The organism is Flagellimonas aquimarina (assembly GCF_003149745.1).
Classification (GTDB): Bacteria; Bacteroidota; Bacteroidia; order Flavobacteriales; family Flavobacteriaceae; genus Flagellimonas; species Flagellimonas aquimarina.
Window position 1 is genome coordinate 715,564 of sequence record NZ_QGEG01000001.1, and the last position, 18,424, is coordinate 733,987.

Below are 18,424 nucleotides of genomic sequence, written 5' to 3' on the forward strand. Positions count from 1 at the left end.
ATCCAAAAAAACCTTTTGCAAGAACTATAAGCAATCTTTATCGAAAAAATGAATCAAAATTGATGTTGTCTATTTAGATGGCTTCCGGAAACAAGCCTTGACCAGCGTTTCTTTTTTTCAAAGGGCAATCACATCTGTTTAGGCAAGAAATCATCAGAAATGGCCTAAAATAGCTTAATTCTTCTTTTTTATCACATAAATTAAAGAAGAATATTCTTTTGAAAAATACGCCTTCATATTTGACCACAGTCCAACAAAAAAGGCGCTGATCAAATACAATTTGTTCCCCTTGTATTTTTCCGATAAAAGAGAAACATAAAACGAATCAAAAAGCATGGGTCGGATTTCAACTACCTCCATTGCATGTTTTTCAAAAAGTCTCTTTATTGATATTTGTGAGAAATGCCATAGATGTCTGGGAACATCATAGGCCGCCCAATAAGACCCGTAGTGTTTAGCATCGTAAGATTTGTAGTTAGGAACAGCGACCACCACTGTACCATCTTCCTCAAGTAAATTGCTTATTCCAGCTATTTGTATGTCCAAATTAGGTAAGTGTTCCAAAACATGCCAAAGTGTAATCACATCATAGCGCATTTCTTTTAGGTCTGCAGAATTAGCAGTTAACTGTATTCCTTTTCTTTCTGCATTAGCTCTTGCCTTCTCATTTGGTTCTATTCCTTCGGCATCAAAGTCCTTTGCCATGGCTTTTACCAAAAAATCTCCCGTTCCTGCGCCAAAATCTAGTAGTTTTTTTGATTTAACAACTTGATTTTCAACTAGTTGAATCTTTTTACGAAGGCTGTATTGTTTTACTCTTTGATATAGTTTATCGGTAAGTGAAGCTTTAGAATCAGTATGCGAAATGTACACCTCACTATCATAATACCGATTTGTATCTTTTGGCTGTGGATGAGTTACCAGCATTTCCAGTTCCGAGTCATAAACCAACTCAAAGGGTTCTTGAGAAACGGAAAAATCTTTAGTTTTTAAATACGACTTCATTGTAGTTATGGGTGGAAAGGTATTCCTGTTTGAGATTTCGAAGATACGGCAAAACCATATCCTTTGAAATTGAATCTTCTCTCAAACAATCCTTTTCCGTATTGCTAAAAACTTCTATGGCTATATACCAATTTCCCGATCTTAAAATTGGTTCGGCATCTTCTGAAAGAACAGGTTCAATTTCATCATTGCCAACCGCGGCACTAAAGGCAAGGTCAAAAACAATTGGAAAAAGGTTTATGGCCTTATCGTGAATTTCAACTTCGTAAAAGGACAAGTAGAACTGCTCATTCCCAAGCTGAAATGGCACCTGCGTATCCACATAATAATCCTGAAGTTGAAATTTAGTGTTGATGTAATTATAAAATTCATCGGCATTTTTAGAATCCTCAAAAACAAAAACCGTTTTCTTTGGCAAACCACGTTTGAATCTTTTGCCTTTCGTTATCTTATAATCTTTGATGCTTGGAGCAATTCTAACTGGGATACAAGAATTTAAGACAACACCTAAAACTAAGAGGAGCATTACACTTTTCATTGGTCTTTGTTTGATTCATGTATTGAATCAATAACTAAGCCAAAAAGCATGTGGTTTGTTCCACGTGGAACATAAGATGTCTATCTGCCGAGAAAAACCAATAAAACACTCACATCTGCAGGCGAAACACCACTTATTCTGGAAGCTTGCGAAATAGTAACAGGTCTAATCGCCTCAAGTTTTTCTTTTGCTTCATAGGACAATGACTTTAACTTGGAATAATCAAAGCCATCTGGAATCTTTACATTTTCCAAACGGTGAAGTTTATCAGCATTGTTCTTCTCTTTTTCTATGTAGCCAGAGTATTTCACTTGAATCTCTGCTTGTTCCAGCACTTCCGAATTAAATTCGTTTTCCTTTACAAAATCAGAAACAGCATCCAACTGGAGCATATGTTCCATGGTCACTTTTGGTCTAGAAAACACTTTAAAGAGTTTGTCTGACTGACGAACAGTTGCGGACGAGACTGATTCCAATATGGGATTAATTTCCTCTGGAGTAAAACTTGTCTTTCTAAAAAAGTTAATAAAACTATCGGATTCTTTTTGCTTTTTCTCCATGCGCTCTATGCGCTCTTTTGTAGCCAAGCCTATTTCAAAACTTCTAGGTGTCAGTCTTAAATCTGCATTGTCTTGGCGCAACAATGTTCTATATTCCGCCCTTGAGGTAAACATTCTATATGGCTCTTCTGTTCCTTTAGTGATTAAATCATCTATCAAAACACCTATATATGCCTCATCTCTTTTTAAAATAAAAGACTCCTTTTCATTAATCTTTAAGTGTGCGTTTATTCCCGCCATTAATCCTTGCGAGGCTGCTTCTTCATAGCCCGTAGTTCCATTAATTTGACCGGCAAAATACAAGTTGTCGATCAATTTGGTTTCTAGTGTGTGTTTTAATTGGGTAGGGGGGAAATAATCATATTCAATTGCATAACCTGGCCTAAAGAACTTCACATTTTCGAAACCCTTTACGGACTTCAGCGCAGTGTATTGAACATCTTCTGGCAAAGATGTTGAAAACCCATTTACATAAACTTCAACTGTATTCCATCCCTCTGGTTCTACAAAAATTTGGTGTGAATCCTTATCAGCAAAACGGTTGATTTTATCTTCTATGGACGGGCAGTACCTTGGTCCTATACTTTTAATTCTTCCGTTGAACATTGGAGAACGATCAAAACCTTCGCGCAACAGATCATGCACCAAAGCACTGGTGTGTGTCATGTGACAATCACGTTGCTCTGTTAAAATAGGAGTTTTCAAATATGAGAATTTCTCAGGATTTTCATCCCCAGGTTGAAGAATCATTTTAGAATAATCCAAAGAACGTCCATCAACCCTAGGAGGCGTTCCTGTTTTCATTCTTCCACTATCAAAACCAAAATCAACAAGTTGTTCTGTAATTCCCGTTGCAGCTCTTTCACCTGCTCTTCCACCACCGAATTGTTTCTCTCCTATATGAATAAGTCCATTCAAGAAAGTGCCATTTGTCAGTACAACTGCCTTAGACTTAATATCAACTCCAAGAGATGTTCTTACACCTACAATTCTATTTCCTTTAACCAATAAACCAGAAACCATCTCCTGGTAAAAATCAACGTTCGGTGTGTCTTCCAATGCCAGTCTCCACTCCTCGGCAAAACGCATTCTATCGTTTTGGGCCCTTGGGCTCCACATTGCAGGACCCTTAGATTTATTAAGCATCTTAAACTGAATAGCAGACTTGTCCGTTATAATTCCGCTATAGCCTCCCAATGCATCTATTTCGCGAACAATTTGCCCCTTTGCAATTCCACCCATAGCTGGATTACAGGACATTTGTCCAATATTCTGAAGGTTCATGGTAACCAGCAAAGTACTAGAACCCATATTGGCAGCGGCGGCAGCTGCCTCAGCTCCTGCGTGACCCCCGCCAACTACAATTACATCATATTCTTTTTCAAACATATCTAATGTTCCACGTGGAACAATTTAATCTTTTCCTCTTCTTTTCCTCTCATCAAAACCTTCTCATCATCCGTCTTGTCGCTAAAACCCATTAAGTGCAAAACCCCATGACACATAACCCTCAAAAGCTCCGTTTCCAGACTTACCTTATACACTAGTGCATTCTCCGCAACTCTCTCTGTAGAAATAAAAATATCGCCAGATAGGGTTTTACCGCTTGAATAATCAAAGGTGATAATATCTGTATAAGTGTCATGATTAAGATACTTCTGATTGATGCCCAATAGCTCATCATCCGCGCAAAAAACATAATCCAATTGTCCTACTACAAAGCCTTCAGATTCTATAATTCTAGCAACCCAGTCGGAATAATGGGTTTTGTCCTCTAAAACAAACTCTGACTTGAAATGGAAATCAATCATTCTTAAAATAAACCTTAACCTTCTCTTCGTAATTTTGCCGCAAAGGTAGTGCTTGTCTATTTAATATTTCAATGTCGTTCTGGTATTCCTTAAGTAGTTCAGGCTTTGTTGTTATTGGATTGGTAAATATGTTAAGGTTTGTATTGCTTTCTCTTTCCTTTTTTTTGCCTTGTTTTAAAGTAGCATTCTTAAGCTTTAGCAGTTCATGTTGAATCGTATTCACCTTGTTTTTGGTGCGCTGTGTAATTCCATTTTCTAAAACATCGTTTTCAAAATCTTCCATTTGTCTAATAAGCTTCTTGGCCAGATTCCTGTCAGCATTATTGATTAAATCATTTAGCTGTTTCTCTAATTGCTGTCGTATGTACTGCTGCTCCTTATAGATTTCATAAATCTCGCTTAGTCCCATTTCACCATCTCCGTTTTGGCCTTCATTCCCATTTCCACCTCCTTGTTGCCCATCTCCCTTTTGTCCTCCTTCACCTTCTCCCTTATCACCTTTTTTGCCTTTATTTCCAGACCCTTGCTTTTCTCCTTCGCCCTGTTGTCCTTCTCCTTCTTTGCCGTTCTGCCCTGATTTATTAGCGCCCTGCTCCCCAGAACTGCCCATCTTTTCCTTAACGCCTTGTTGTCCTTCTATAATGTCCGGCAGTTGAAAATCTGCGCCTCCTTGTCCACTTCCTTGCCCGGGCTTCATATTCTGTTGCATATTGTCAAGAATGTTGGCTAAGAAATCGGCCAATGCGTTAGTGGCATTAATAACATATTGCTGATAAGATGCCCCTTGGAACACTTGATTCTCCGCTATGCTTTCAAGTGATTTATCTATATTATAATATACCTCCGTTATTTGCTCATTCACAAATTCAGATAGCTCTGCCCTTCGAAGCGATAATGCAAACAAGCTATCATCAACATGTTCAAATAATCTACGCAATTCTTTCTGATCTCTTACTGTTCTTGAAAACTGAGCTATATCAACATCAGAGCCATCTACAGCTTCGAACAGACTTTCTTGCTTAAAGGAAAATGTGACCAAATTGTCTAAAATTTGTCTGAGCATTTCAGCATCCTCAGTAATAGAAGAACCACCTCCACTCATTGACCCCTGTTGAAGAGACTTGCTCATTTCTTTCATCTTCTGAGCGGCTGACTTCTGCTTCTGGGCTGCCTTACTGTCTGGAGACCCATTCTGCTCCTTCTCCGATTTTTCTTGTTGCTCTTTACTTTTATTTAACTCATTCAAAGCTTTTTGTTGGTCCTCTTTGACTGCTTGTTTATCCTTATCCTTTACGTTTAAGCTAACAGGCTTTTTTAAACCTTCATTGTCCCTTTTAAGTTCGTCCAACTCTTTGGCCAATTGATTAAAATCATCATTTAACTTTTGCTGTTCTTTCGCTTCTTCAGATACAGCATGTTCCTCTTTAGAAAGGTTTTCCTGTTCTTTGGATAACTTATCTAGCTCCTTGGCTAACTGAGACATTTTCTCAGTTACATAATACCTTTTTGTAAGCTCTAAAATCTGCTCCAAATTACGTGCCCCCGAACTCTGTTTCTTTCCAAGCTCATCAAGCTTCTTCTTTAATTGTTCTTTATCTATCTTATCTGCAAGCTTGTTTAATTCTTCCAACAGCTTTTCATTCTTCCTGGCTTCCAATTCCTGGCGCTCCAATCTTTCCCGTAACATTTTCTTCCTATCATCTGAGCTATCATCCTTGTCCAAACTTTCCTTTAATTGTTTGCTGAACTTTTCCATCAATTCTTCCTGCCGTTCCTGCTTTTGAAGAAAATCTCTTATCTCATTCTTGTCATCAAAGTTTAATGTATTTTCCTCTTTTTGTTTATTGTTTATTTTTGAAAGAGTTTCTTGTTGTTCTTTATATTTCTCAAGAGACTTGTCCAATTTGCTTAAAACATTGTTTTGAAACTCTAACTCATTCTTTTTCAGCTGATTATCATCATAAAGTGATGTGCTAAAGGTTTTGCTTTTAGTCACCTTTCCGTTTCTAAGTCCATCATTGTCAACAACTTCAAAATACAACTTATAGTTCTTCCCTTTTTCAAGTGCAAAGCCAGACGGAAAAGTGTAATAAAATTGATGAACATTGGTGTTTGGTGATTCTAAAACCACTCTCTGTGCATTTTGTTCATCATCTTGTGGGTAACAAACGGCACGTATCCTACTTACCTTGTAATCATCAGCTGCCTGGCCCGTATAAAACGATTGGTTTGGATTAATAGAATCCAAAAGCTGGCTAACATCCAATGACGGATATTCATCCTTAACCACCTCCAGTTGATACCCCAGTTTCTCAAAGTTCTTCACATTGGCATTTGAGGTACTTAACTCATACCCAAAATCACTATAAACCCTTTCCGAATATTCAAATGCATTACTCTCCTTGGTAAAAGCCAACGTTGTGTCTCTAGTGGACATATTAATTTCTTCAACATACTTTCCCCAAATACTCCATGTTACCCTGGTTCCCTCAGGAACAATTGCATTCCCGGTTCCCTTTATCAGTTCTGCCTTACGTTGTGTGTATGTTGGAAAAGTCAATTGCATGCCAAAATCCACCAAAGCAGGTGTTTTAAAGCTTCGAACGATATAGTTTTTAGAGCTCCATCCATTGGCTGTCAAATAAAAGCTGCTTTCACTTACTGGTGCCTCAAAAGTATAGGTATAAATACCATCCAAATTTCTAAGCAACAACTCTTCTCCTTGCACCACCATAAAAATATTATCCGGTTTTACATCGCCAGTTGTTGTAACCTGTATGGTCAGTGGCTCATTATCCAATACCTCCAAGCTCTCGTTTAACACTTGAAATGCAAAAGGCGCCGGTTGCTCAAATGCCATATCATAATTGACCACCCTTTTGTATGAATTAAAAAAGGAAACAATGTTCCCAGACAACCATATAAACCCTAAAATAAGAATAGGAACAACAACATACTTAGCGTACTTAAAACTCTCTTTAAAGTCTATTGCTTTGGTAAATGAAACCTGGCTCAGGTCCTTGCTTCGCTGCTCAATACTCGCCAATAAAAGTTCCGAAGCCGATTTGTTTTCTGCCAATTCCAGCAGGTTGTACAGTTTATCGTCTATTTGTGGGAAATGTTTCCCAATAAGCAGTGAAGCCTCCTTGTTGGATATTCCCTTTCTAATCTTGAAAAGTAAGAACACTGGAACCAAAATAAAATTGTAGACCAAGAACAACTCAACAATCAAAAACGCTACAAACAGGGCAAGTCGCCAATCTTGGTTCAACCAAAGTATATATTCCAAAGACATTACTCCCAACAAAAACAGGAGCCCAATTGCCAAAAACAGCAGGCTTCCCTTAATTAATTGCTTTGTATAATACTTCTTACTAAACTCATTGAGCTTGCCAAGTATCTTATGGTAACTATTCAAAATCTGTTATATTTATTACCAAGATACCTGATAGCAGGGAATAGTCCTGAAAACTTTTTGTTAAAACATAGCTATGAAAGATTTTAAGTACCTCGCAGCCATGACAATACCGCTTTCTGCTCTTGTTAGCATTTATTTAAAGGGATATTGGAGTTATTTTACCCCTTTTTATGCATTTGTCATTATTCCGTTTTTGGAACTTTTGCTCCCCCTGGATTCATCCAACCTATCCGATCAGGAACGAACAGAAAAATCCAAAAGCAAGTTTTTTGATTGGATGCTTTACCTCAACATTCCTATTGTATTTGGATTCCTATTCTATTCGCTCTGGGATATCACAACTACCAATTATGCACTTTATGAACTAATTGGTCTTGTGTTTTCTATTGGAATTGTATTTGGTGTAAACGGAATTAACGTGGCCCATGAACTAGGCCACCGCCAAACTACCAATGAACGCCATCTGGGAAAGTTGCTTTTACTTCCTTCTTTCTATATGCATTTTTATATTGAACATAATTTTGGTCACCACGCAAATGCTGCCACAAAAGAAGACCCAGCTACTGCAAAATACAACCAACCCGTCTATTCCTTTTGGCTCACATCTGTAGTAAGACAATATATTAGTGCTTGGAAACTGCAGTTTAGACTGTTAAAGAATGATAGACTTCCTTTCCTTAGTTTCAAAAACGATATGCTATGGTATAGCTTGTTTCAGACAGCGTATTTAGTATTGGTCTATATTTTATTTGGCGCCAACGGCACTTGGTTTTCTCTGGGAGCTGGAGTTGTAGGCTTTCTTTTGTTGGAAACCGTTAACTACATAGAACACTATGGGCTCATGCGAAATAAATTGCCCTCGGGAAGATATGAGCGGGTACGTGAAAGCCATTCTTGGAACAGCAATCATGTAATTGGTAGAATAGTGCTTTATGAACTTACCAGACATAGTGACCATCATTACAAATCTGCCAAGAAATACCAGCTGTTGGACTATCATGATATTTCACCACAAATGCCATATGGTTATCCAACGTCCATGGTGCTTTCTTTTCTGCCTCCTCTATGGTTTAAGATCATGAACCCCAGGATTCCCGCTAAAATGAAAAAGGCATATTCCTAATCTCTTTTTAGATCTTTTAATGCACCGTATCTTTGCGGCTCAATTCAGTATCGCATGAGTCAAAAAGTACGGGTTCGTTTTGCTCCCAGCCCAACCGGGCCTTTGCACATAGGAGGTGTACGCACAGCTTTGTTCAATTATTTGTTCGCCAAAAAAAATGGAGGTGATTTCGTGCTCCGAATAGAGGACACCGATCAAAACCGATATGTAGAAGGCGCGGAGGAATATATAGCTGAAGCCTTAAACTGGTGCGGTATTCCCTTTGATGAAGGGCCGGGGAAAGAAGGAAGCTTTGGTCCCTACAGACAAAGTGAGCGAAAACATTTGTACAAGGCTTATGCCTTGGAACTGATTGAAAAAGGACATGCCTATTATGCGTTTGACACCTCAGAACGTTTGGACTTTCATCGCAAAGACCATGAAGCCAAAGGCAAGACTTTTATCTATAATTGGCACAATAGACTAAAGCTTTCCAATTCCCTTTCATTGACGACCGAAGAGACGCAAAAGAAATTGGACGCTGGGGAAGATTATGTTATCCGTTTTAAATCTCCGCAAGACCAACAGTTGGTATTAGACGATATCATCCGAGGTGAAATTAAAATAGACACCAATATTCTTGATGATAAAATCATTTTTAAAAGTGATGGCATGCCCACCTATCATTTGGCAAATATTGTGGATGATCACCTTATGGAAATCACCCATGTCATCCGTGGTGAAGAGTGGCTTCCCTCTTTGGCACTGCACCAATTATTATATAATGCTTTTGACTGGAAAGCTCCAGAATTTGCTCATCTTCCCCTTATCATGAAACCCGTTGGCAAGGGAAAACTGAGCAAGCGGGATGGTGAAAAAGGAGGTTTTCCTGTTTTTCCATTGTCTTGGAACGAATCTCAAGGGTATCGCGAAGCGGGATATTTTCCAGAAGCTGTTGTCAACTTTTTGGCGCTTTTGGGATGGAACCCTGGAACGGAGCAAGAGCTGTTTAGTCTAGAAGAACTGATTAAAGCCTTTAGTTTGGAGCGTGTAAACAAATCTGGCGCACGCTTTGATCCTGAAAAAACAAAATGGTACAATCATCAATATTTGCAGAAGAAAAGTGATGAAGAGCTTGCATCCTCATTTATAACATTTCTTCAAAAGAGTTTCACTTCTCTTCCTGAATCTGCAGTCAAGCTAGAATACGTTACAAAAGTAGTTTCGCTAATAAAGGAACGTGCCGACTACGTCTCTGATTTTTGGGAGTTGGGCAATTACTTTTTTGAGGCTCCTGCCGCCTACAACGAAAAAGCGGTAAAAAAACAGTGGAAAGAAGATACGCCTCAACTCATGCAAAAAGTAGCTGAGATTTTGGCGGCAACCGAAGACTTTAGCTCAGCTACTGCTGAGGCCAATGTAAAAGCATGGATTACGGAAAATGAACTTTCTTTTGGAAAAGTGATGGGCCCACTCCGACTTATTATTGTTGGGGAACTAAAAGGGCCCCATATTTTTGATATTCTTGCGCTGCTAGGTAAAGAAGAAAGTGTAACGAGGATTAAAAAAGCTTTGGAGGTTTTGGGGTAGAGTTGAAATTGACCTACAACTGTTATAATTTTTAGTTTGATTGCTCCAGTCTTTCACCAAAGCCATATATACAACCTGAACAACTATTTATCGTGGAGTTTCTTTTTTTTAGGTGACTGATTATCCGCATTTGCTCTGTACCAACCTTGCCCAATTTAAATAGGCCTAGAGCACCTAATGTCTGTAATTCTGGTGAAAACGATGTTAAAAATCGGCTTAATTGCCGTTTCTTTTTCTTTCTAACAAACCTCATTGACTCCCTTGTTTTTTGAGAAATATCAATTCCTGTAAAGCCACAGCCAAACCCGACTAAGTATTCTGTAACCATTTGCTCTTCAAAATCTTCAACAGTCAAATTTGATTTATACAATTCGTTGTGCTTTAGCACGTACTCATTAAGAAATAGCGAAGAATTCTTGAAGGCTTGTATACCAAAATGTTTCTTCTGTCTTGGGTTATATTCAGAAATCCAACCATGAACTATAGTGTCATTCCTACTTATCATGTTAACCCTTAGTTCTTCAACTATTACTGGTAACATTAAATATCGTTGATGTAAGTATCCAAAATCCAGCTTTCTCTCAACAAGGTCTGTCACTACCAATGTTTCAAATGACCCAAACTTCATATTTTTCAAAGTGCTAACTTCCTTAACCCTAACTAGCTTTCCAACATATTCTTTTACTTGATTAAAATCATCCTGTCCAACTGCATACTGGACAGTAATGAGGCTTAAAAGAAAAAATGCTTTTTTCATCCTGAATAATTTAGAAGAGCTCCATGTTATCAAACACCATAGTTTACTAGTAAAGTTAGAAAAATCACTATTATACCTCCTTTATTTGTATCTCTTGCCGAAAATCCAGATTACCAATTGACGGATGTGTAACAAAACTTGATCATTGGCTACCTATATCTTACAGAGTTTTGTACTTTAACTTTTTAACTTAAAATCTATCTGCTATGGGCAACTTTCTTCTTATTCCTTTAATCTTTGTTGGGCTTATCATTCTATTTTCATCCTTCTTTACGGTAAAACAACAAACCGCAGCCATTGTGGAACGTTTTGGTCGTTTCAACAGTATTCGTCAATCTGGTTTGCAAATGAAAATTCCGTTGGTGGATAGGATTGTATCCCGTGTTGGGTTAAAAATTCAGCAACTGGATGTTATCGTAGAGACCAAAACCTTGGATGATGTCTTTGTAAAACTTAAAGTTTCCGTGCAATACGTAGTCATCAAATCAAAGGTCTATGAAGCGTTCTACAAATTGGAATACCCACACGATCAAATCACTTCTTATGTTTTTGATGTGGTACGGGCCGAAGTTCCCAAAATGAAATTGGATGATGTCTTTGTTAAAAAGGATGACATCGCCATCGCCGTAAAATCAGAATTGCAAGATGCGATGTTGGAATATGGATACGACATTATTAAAACGCTTGTTACCGATATTGATCCAGATGCACAGGTAAAAGAGGCAATGAACCGTATTAATGCTTCAGAACGTGAAAAAATCGCGGCACAGTTTGAAGGCGACGCAGCCAGAATCTTAATTGTAGAAAAAGCAAAAGCTGAAGCTGAAAGCAAAAGATTGCAAGGACAAGGTATTGCCGATCAGCGTCGTGAAATTGCAAGAGGGTTGGAAGAATCCGTTGAGGTTTTGAACAAAGTTGGTATCAACTCGCAAGAGGCATCTGCCTTGATTGTAGTTACACAACATTATGATACGTTGCAATCCATTGGAGAAGAAACCAACACTAATTTGATTCTGTTGCCAAATTCTCCCCAAGCCGGTAGCGATATGCTTAACAATATGGTTGCTTCATTTACTGCAAGCAATATGATAGGAGAGTCTATGAAAAAGACAAACGTTAAAAAAGAGGAATAGAAATATTTAGTTCAGTAAATAAAAAAGAGAGCGAATTCCGCTCTCTTTTTCTTTTCTATCTGATAAACAAGGACCCCTCATAAGAAGTCTTCCTGAAAAGTTCAATTTCTTAATTAAAAGAATGCTTTATTACTTTCTTGTTTAAGGAAAGGAATTGGGTTACATATTAAAGAACATTGCTTAAATCGCTTTAAAACAGGTTTGTTTTAATAAATAAACCAAATGGTATTCTTGGATTGAATAGATAAACTCTATGTTAAGATTTTTGCTCCAATTTGGCCCAAGTATCTCTCAAGGTCACCGTTCTGTTAAAAACCAAATTTTCATTTGTTGAATCCGTATCCACATTAAAATACCCTAATCGTTGAAACTGAAATCTATCTCCAACTTTTGCATCTTTCAGACTCGGTTCTAAATATCCTGTGATTTTTTGTAAAGAATTAGGATTCACAAATTCCATGAATTCCTTATCCTTATGTCCATCTGGATTTTCATCATTGAACAAACGATCATACAAACGAACTTCAGCCTTAACGGCGTGCGCAACAGAAACCCAATGCAGAGTTCCCTTTACTTTTCTCAAACTTTCTTCTGTACCACTACCACTTTTACTTTTTGGATCATAAGTGCATTGCACCTCAGTGATGTTTCCTTCAGAATCTTTAGTGCAGCTTTCCGCTTTAATAATATAGCCGTTCTTTAATCTAACCTCCCCACCAAGTTTTAATCTAAAAAACTTACGATTTGCCTCTTCCCTAAAATCTTCCTGTTCTATGAACAGTTCTTTAGAGAATGGAACCTTTCTACTCCCAGCAGATTCATCTCCTGGATTGTTCTCGGCTTCTAACCACTCCTCCTTACCTTCTTCATAATTTGTTATAACCACTTTTAAGGGATTGAGCACCGCCATCACTCTTGGAGCAATTTTGTTCAAGTGCTCCCTTACATGAAATTCCAACAAGGACACATCCACAATATTCTCTCTTTTTGCAATTCCAATGGTGTCCGCAAAATTCCTAATAGATTCAGGAGTATACCCTCTTCTTCTTAAGCCAGATATAGTTGGCATGCGTGGGTCGTCCCAACTATCGACCACGCCACTCTCCACCAATTGTAACAATTTACGCTTGCTCACAACGGTATGGCTTAAATTTCTTCTGGCAAATTCTCGTTGTTTTGGGCGAAGTTTTTTAGAATCTACCAATTGGTCTAAAAACCAATTATACAATTCTCGGTGTGGCAAAAACTCCAATGTACAGAGAGAGTGCGACACCTGTTCTATGTAATCGCTTTCACCGTGGGTCCAATCGTACATGGGATAAATACACCAATCGGTATTTGTTCTATGGTGTGGTTTGTGCAAAACCCGATACATGATAGGGTCACGCATCAACATATTGGAAGATGTCATGTCTATTTTAGCTCGAAGCACATGTTTTCCTTCTTCAAAATCACCATTTTTCATGCCCTCAAAAAGCGTGAGGTTCTCTTCAACAGAACGATTTCTATATGGGCTTTCTTTTCCAGCTTCAGTTGGAGTTCCTTTCTGATCAGCCATTTCTTGTGAACTTTGACTATCCACGTAAGCCTTACCCTGCTTGATTAACTCAACCGCCCAGTCATAAAGCTGCTGAAAGTAATCTGAAGCATAGCGCTCTGTATCCCATTCATACCCCAACCAAGAAACATCTTTTTTGATGGCATCTACATACTCTTTTTCCTCTTTTGCCGGGTTTGTATCGTCAAATCGTAAGTTCACAGGTGCATTGTACCTAAGCCCCAGTCCAAAATTTAGACAAATAGAGCTGGCATGACCAATATGAAGGTATCCATTTGGCTCTGGCGGGAAACGAAAACGCAGGTCTTGCCTATCATATCCATTTGCCAAATCTTCCTCAACAATGTGCTCAATAAAATTCAATGATTTAACTTCTTCCTCCATTTTAAAAAATTGAAGCGCAAATGTAGTAAAATTCGGCGTTCAGGGCCATTAATCGTGCATTGGTGTATACAAAGAAAGCCATTTTCACAACACTTTTACCATAGCCTACAACAATATCTTTCCATTAGGCGAAATAAAAATCATATTTGTTATTAGAATATTATATGAAATAGCGGGTGTTTATGGCGCCCGGCAGAACTGAACAAAATTAAGGGGCACAACTATAGGGCATTATTGCCCACAACCTCTTAAAACTAACGCTGATGAAGAAAACTAGTTCATATAATAGCATTTTTGTGATTGTATTCGCAATTATGCTGCTTGGCACCCACTTCCTTGGGGCACAAGTACTAGATAAACCTACAACCGTTTGGACCGCTGCATGTGCTTCGGATAGTTTTAATTCTTATGACGTAAGCTTCAGGTGGAGTCCTCCCTTGGTTGATTCGGGTAATGAGTTCATCCTTGAGCTTTCAGATTCAAACGGAAACTTTGGAAGCCCCAGAGAGCTTTCTAGAGTTGGTGACAGAAACACAGATTTTAATTTTGACTTCAATTTTGCCGTACCTACAGATGTAAGCGGTGAAAACTACAAGCTTCGTGTTCGTAGCACAAGTCCAGCTAAAACCAGCCCGGCAACAGATGCATATCCAATGCATTATGTGCAATTCAACTCCCCGCTTCTAATAAGCGAAGACGGAAATGGCTCCATTCCCTCCGGTGGTGTAATACAATCTTGTGGTGGTGGGTCCGTTACCCTTTCTCCACATAATATTCCGAATGCCAACACCTATACTTACAATTGGTACAGGAGCGGAACATTGTTAGCCGAAAAAACAGAAAACCTTACCGTTTCCACTCCCGGAATGTACTATGTAGAGTTGGATTACGGGTCTGTATGTTCTGGGTCTGCAAATACTCTTTCCAACTCGATTGAGATTTCCACGGGAAGCAGTGTTGGTATTGCAATAACTGGTTCTGATGATATTGGACTCTGTCCCGGAGATTCACATGCTCTTCAAGCTAATATAACCGGCTTAGGGCTAACCTATACTTGGTACAAAGATGGAGCAATAGTTGCTGGACCCACTTTAGAAGCAGATACATATAATGTAAATACCTCTATAACTGGTTATGAAGGAAGTTATGAAGTTGAGGTTGAAGGGGCCGCTGCCTGTTTAGAAAGATCACCGTCAATAACCATAAGAAATCTAGGTGACTTTACTGTGACAAGGCAAAATGATGGTGATATTGTTCTATTGCCTTCGCAAATCAAAACACTTTCTGTTACCACAACAGCTACAGCGCCATCTTATCAATGGTACAAAGATGGAGTGCCTATTTCTGGGGCAACCAATAGCTCTTTGGCGGTTGACCTTATAGGAGTATACTTTGCAAGAGTAATCGAAAATGGAGGTGGGTGTGCAGCTTCTCCTCTAGACTCTGAAACCACAACGGTTGTTTCACCAGACTCTTTTGAGTTTGAAATTGACTATGTTGGGTCGTATACTTCATGTCAAAGTGGTGGCGCAACACTTAGTCTATCTGCTATTAACGCTGTAAGTAGTTCGGGAGCAAGAACAGATGTTACCTCCGATATTGAATCTTCATTTAGTTATCAATGGGTAAATGATGGGGGCGATATTAGCGGAGAGACTTCTAAAACAATAACGGTCTCAAATTTTGAAGAAAACGGATCTTATACACTAAATGGTGTTTTAGACAGTTTTACTCCTACATCTAACGGTTTAGACGTGACATTGTCTACAAACCAAGTTTTAGAAATTACAACAAACGGAACCGTTCTTTGCGATGGTGCAGACCCTATTGTCTTCAATAGTTCAGAAAGCTTGGCCGATGAAACATTTGAATGGTTAAGAGATGGTGTCATTATAGATACCTCCTCAGAAAATATTACCGCAACAGAAGTTGGGGTGTACCAATTAGTTATTAGAACCCATGATTGTCCCATTACCTCTAACGAAGTAACAATAAGGGAATTTGATGAATCGTTGTTGACTCTTGATAAAGAACAAGACCTTGTAATAATTGAAGGTGAAACAGAAACACTAACTGCTAGTGGGGCCGAATCGTATCAATGGTATGATTCCAACAACACTCTTTTGGGCGAACAGAGTTTCTTCAACTTTGAACAAGAAGGAGAGTATTTATTGGTGGCCAGTTTTGGAAACTGTAATACCAGCAGAGTTGTTACAGTAACCTTTAGAGATACATTTTCCATCCCTAATGTTATTACGGCAAACGGTGACGGAATAAATGATTTGTGGGTATTACCAAACACATATTCCAGAAACCAAGATGTTGTTGTTACCATATTTGATGAGAGAGGAAGACAGGTGTTTAGCCAATCCAATTATGAAAACAATTGGCCTCAATCTACCACTTCGTTCAATAAGCCTAACATGATTTTTTATTATAAAGTTACAAGAGGAGGACAAAGTCTAAAACAAGGAACTATAACTGTGATCAGATAAAACAGAATGTACTCAAACAAACCCCAACTATTACTAATCTTCATCCTAATGCTTTCTTTTTCTGGATTACGCGCCCAGGAAGAGAATCCGTTTGTAGCATATGATGTTCCTTCTCAAAATCTGCTGAAATTCAACAGGTTCTTGATAAACCCTACATTTTCAACAGTGCGGGAGGATAAATCATATGTTAATCTATTCCACAGAAACCAATCGGTATCTTTTAATGATAATAATCAAGTTTATTTTCTGAGTTATAGTGGTAGAATAGGAGATCGCAGTGGGGTTGGACTTAGTCTTTTTACAAATCGTGAAGGGCTCTTCAATAATTTTGGAGTCCACGCAAATTACGCTTACGGAATTAAACTAAGCCAAAAAAGTAATTTCACTTTTGGGGCCAATTTCTCATATTATCAAAGTGCATTTAATCAAAACCGTGCCAATGCTTTAGACAACGACCCTTTCTTAAATAGTTTGGAAAGTAGTTCTTTGATTACTTTTCAGCCAGGCTTCAATATCTCATATGGCAATTTTGATTTCGGTGCTTTTGCTGAAAATCTTTTTGACTATAATCTTAAAAACAGTGAGTCAGTAACCGAGTTTAATGAGAAAACTTATTCAGGCCACCTACAATATACCCATCAGTTTAAAAACGGTTCGGGTATTTTAGAAAAAGGTAGATTAATGCCATTGGCTCGAGTTCGTAAGACCGGTGAAGAGAACCTTGTTCTAGGCGGTAACCTTATCATGGATTTACCAAAACTAGGGTGGGTTCAAGCAGGGTATGATGACTTCTATGGAGCCTCTGCCGGATTGGGCTTTAACCTTAACAAAAGTCTTTCTATAGGATACACTGTTGAAAAGGGACTCTCCAACAATTTTGAAAATTTTGGTGTGAGCCATGAGGTTTCTTTAGCTTATTCATTCACTCCAAACCTGACAGAAGACCGTGTAATGCTTGAAAAAGAAAACGAAGATCTAGTAGATGCAGAAACGGTTCCTGAAGAAAATCTAACCCTCTCTGAAAAGGACCTTAAGATTGCCGAACTGGAAACAAAGTTGGCAGAAAACGATGCCATCCTCGATGAGCTATTACTTCGTCAAGATTCCATTGAAAGTGCTCGAGAAAGAGACCTTGAAAGAAGGTTTGAAACCGTAATGAAAATGGTGCGGAGAGAAACGAAAGGGGAGATGCCAGAACTGGAAGAAAAAGCCAAGGAGGTTTATTTTGCCAACATGGACAGTGTTGATATACTGTCAAGACAAAAAACAAGCCCTATATCAAATCATGGGCTGTCCAATACCACTGCGGCCAAAAAAGTTATTCATCTAAATGACTCCGAAAATTCGCGAGTTGCAGAAAAAACAACTATAAAAAGAGATAGAACAAATCGTACTTCCAAAAAGACCATTGGCCGTTTTAGATCCTTCAATATTCCAAATGTGGAAAGTGGTCATTACTTAATTGCGAACGTCTTTAAAGACCCTAGAAATGTAGACGCTTTTCTCGAAACACTTCAAGCACAAGGCATAGATGCCGGCTATTTTGAAAACCCAAAAAATGGACTCAACTATGTATACCTAAAAGGGTATAGAGACAAAAAAGAAGCTGTTGAAGCATACCATACACAGTTTAATGGTGCCTACCAAGGCGATGCTTGGGTCATGAACGTTCAAGGCGTAAATCCTAACAACAGTTTTGTTAAAGTGGACACACACAAAGAATCAAAATACGGAGATAATGCGCTGCATAAAAATATTGCCAACTCCAAAACAAAGGGCAATACTTCTCAAGTCTCCTACAAAACATACAAAATTAATGGCCTTAGTTCAGGCTTTTACATTATTGCAAATGTTTTTGAAAAACCTTCAAACGCAAAGCGATTTGTTAAAGAATTGAATGCCAAAGGTTTAAATGCGAGCTATTTTATAAATCCAGAAAACAATTATAGGTATGTCTACCTTAAAAAACATGAAACCTGGAACAATGCTCTCACCTCATACTATTCCAAACTAAATGCTTCGTATGATGACAAAATGTGGATCATGCGAGTAAAACCAAACTCCAATAGTTAA

Annotated in this window: 12 protein-coding genes; 5 read left to right on the forward strand and 7 right to left on the reverse strand. The window is 38.4% G+C overall.

Annotated elements, in window-relative coordinates:
• Nucleotides 1-174: 174 nt before the first annotated feature.
• The 5 genes from DKG77_RS03280 to DKG77_RS03300 all read right to left on the reverse strand — a co-directional run bounded on the left by DKG77_RS03280 (nt 175) and on the right by DKG77_RS03300 (nt 7,332).
• A complete protein-coding gene (locus DKG77_RS03280) occupies nt 175-1,005 on the reverse strand; it encodes a class I SAM-dependent methyltransferase (RefSeq protein ID WP_109660152.1) in 831 nt (276 codons plus the stop codon).
• Nucleotides 983-1,543 carry a hypothetical protein gene (locus DKG77_RS03285; protein WP_109660154.1) on the reverse strand — a complete coding sequence of 187 codons (561 nt, stop codon included), beginning with the start codon at nt 1,541-1,543 and terminating at the stop codon, nt 983-985. The genes DKG77_RS03280 and DKG77_RS03285 overlap by 23 nt, the downstream gene beginning before the upstream one ends.
• An 80-nt stretch (nt 1,544-1,623) precedes the next feature.
• Nucleotides 1,624-3,492 carry a tRNA uridine-5-carboxymethylaminomethyl(34) synthesis enzyme MnmG gene (gene mnmG / locus DKG77_RS03290; protein ID WP_109660156.1) on the reverse strand — a complete coding sequence of 623 codons (1,869 nt, stop codon included), beginning with the start codon at nt 3,490-3,492 and terminating at the stop codon, nt 1,624-1,626.
• 2 nt (nt 3,493-3,494) lie between these two features.
• Nucleotides 3,495-3,914: an rRNA maturation RNase YbeY gene (ybeY, locus tag DKG77_RS03295; RefSeq protein ID WP_109660158.1), complete on the reverse strand. Its 420-nt coding sequence runs from the start codon at nt 3,912-3,914 to the stop codon at nt 3,495-3,497.
• Nucleotides 3,907-7,332 (reverse strand): hypothetical protein, encoded by a 3,426-nt coding sequence (locus tag DKG77_RS03300; protein WP_109660159.1) that lies wholly within the window; start codon nt 7,330-7,332, stop codon nt 3,907-3,909. The genes ybeY and DKG77_RS03300 overlap by 8 nt, the downstream gene beginning before the upstream one ends.
• Nucleotides 7,333-7,405: 73 nt before the next feature.
• Between DKG77_RS03300 and DKG77_RS03305 the strand changes: the two genes are divergently transcribed.
• Together DKG77_RS03305 and gltX are read left to right on the forward strand one after the other, a co-directional pair.
• Entirely contained in the window at nt 7,406-8,455 is a 1,050-nt protein-coding gene (locus DKG77_RS03305; RefSeq protein ID WP_109660161.1) for an alkane 1-monooxygenase, read from the forward strand.
• 54 nt (nt 8,456-8,509) lie between these two features.
• Entirely contained in the window at nt 8,510-10,024 is a 1,515-nt protein-coding gene (gene gltX, locus DKG77_RS03310) for a glutamate--tRNA ligase (protein WP_109660163.1), read from the forward strand.
• Between the two features lie 31 nt (nt 10,025-10,055).
• Here the strand turns inward: gltX and DKG77_RS03315 are convergent, their stop codons facing one another.
• On the reverse strand, nt 10,056-10,781 hold the full coding sequence (locus DKG77_RS03315; protein ID WP_109660165.1) for a hypothetical protein: 726 nt from the start codon (nt 10,779-10,781) through the stop codon (nt 10,056-10,058).
• A gap of 206 nt (nt 10,782-10,987) precedes the next feature.
• Here DKG77_RS03315 and DKG77_RS03320 point away from each other — a divergent pair, with 206 nt between their 5' ends.
• Nucleotides 10,988-11,914 carry an SPFH domain-containing protein gene (locus tag DKG77_RS03320; RefSeq protein WP_109660167.1) on the forward strand — a complete coding sequence of 309 codons (927 nt, stop codon included), beginning with the start codon at nt 10,988-10,990 and terminating at the stop codon, nt 11,912-11,914.
• Nucleotides 11,915-12,170: 256 nt separating this feature from the next.
• On the opposite strand, the gene DKG77_RS03325 is transcribed toward DKG77_RS03320, so the two are convergent.
• Nucleotides 12,171-13,856 (reverse strand): glutamine--tRNA ligase/YqeY domain fusion protein, encoded by a 1,686-nt coding sequence (locus DKG77_RS03325; protein WP_109660169.1) that lies wholly within the window; start codon nt 13,854-13,856, stop codon nt 12,171-12,173.
• Between the two features lie 263 nt (nt 13,857-14,119).
• Here DKG77_RS03325 and DKG77_RS03330 point away from each other — a divergent pair, with 263 nt between their 5' ends.
• Both DKG77_RS03330 and DKG77_RS03335 read left to right on the forward strand, forming a co-directional pair.
• A complete protein-coding gene (locus DKG77_RS03330) occupies nt 14,120-16,351 on the forward strand; it encodes a T9SS type B sorting domain-containing protein (protein WP_109660171.1) in 2,232 nt (743 codons plus the stop codon).
• Between the two features lie 6 nt (nt 16,352-16,357).
• Nucleotides 16,358-18,424 (forward strand): PorP/SprF family type IX secretion system membrane protein, encoded by a 2,067-nt coding sequence (locus DKG77_RS03335; protein WP_109660173.1) that lies wholly within the window; start codon nt 16,358-16,360, stop codon nt 18,422-18,424.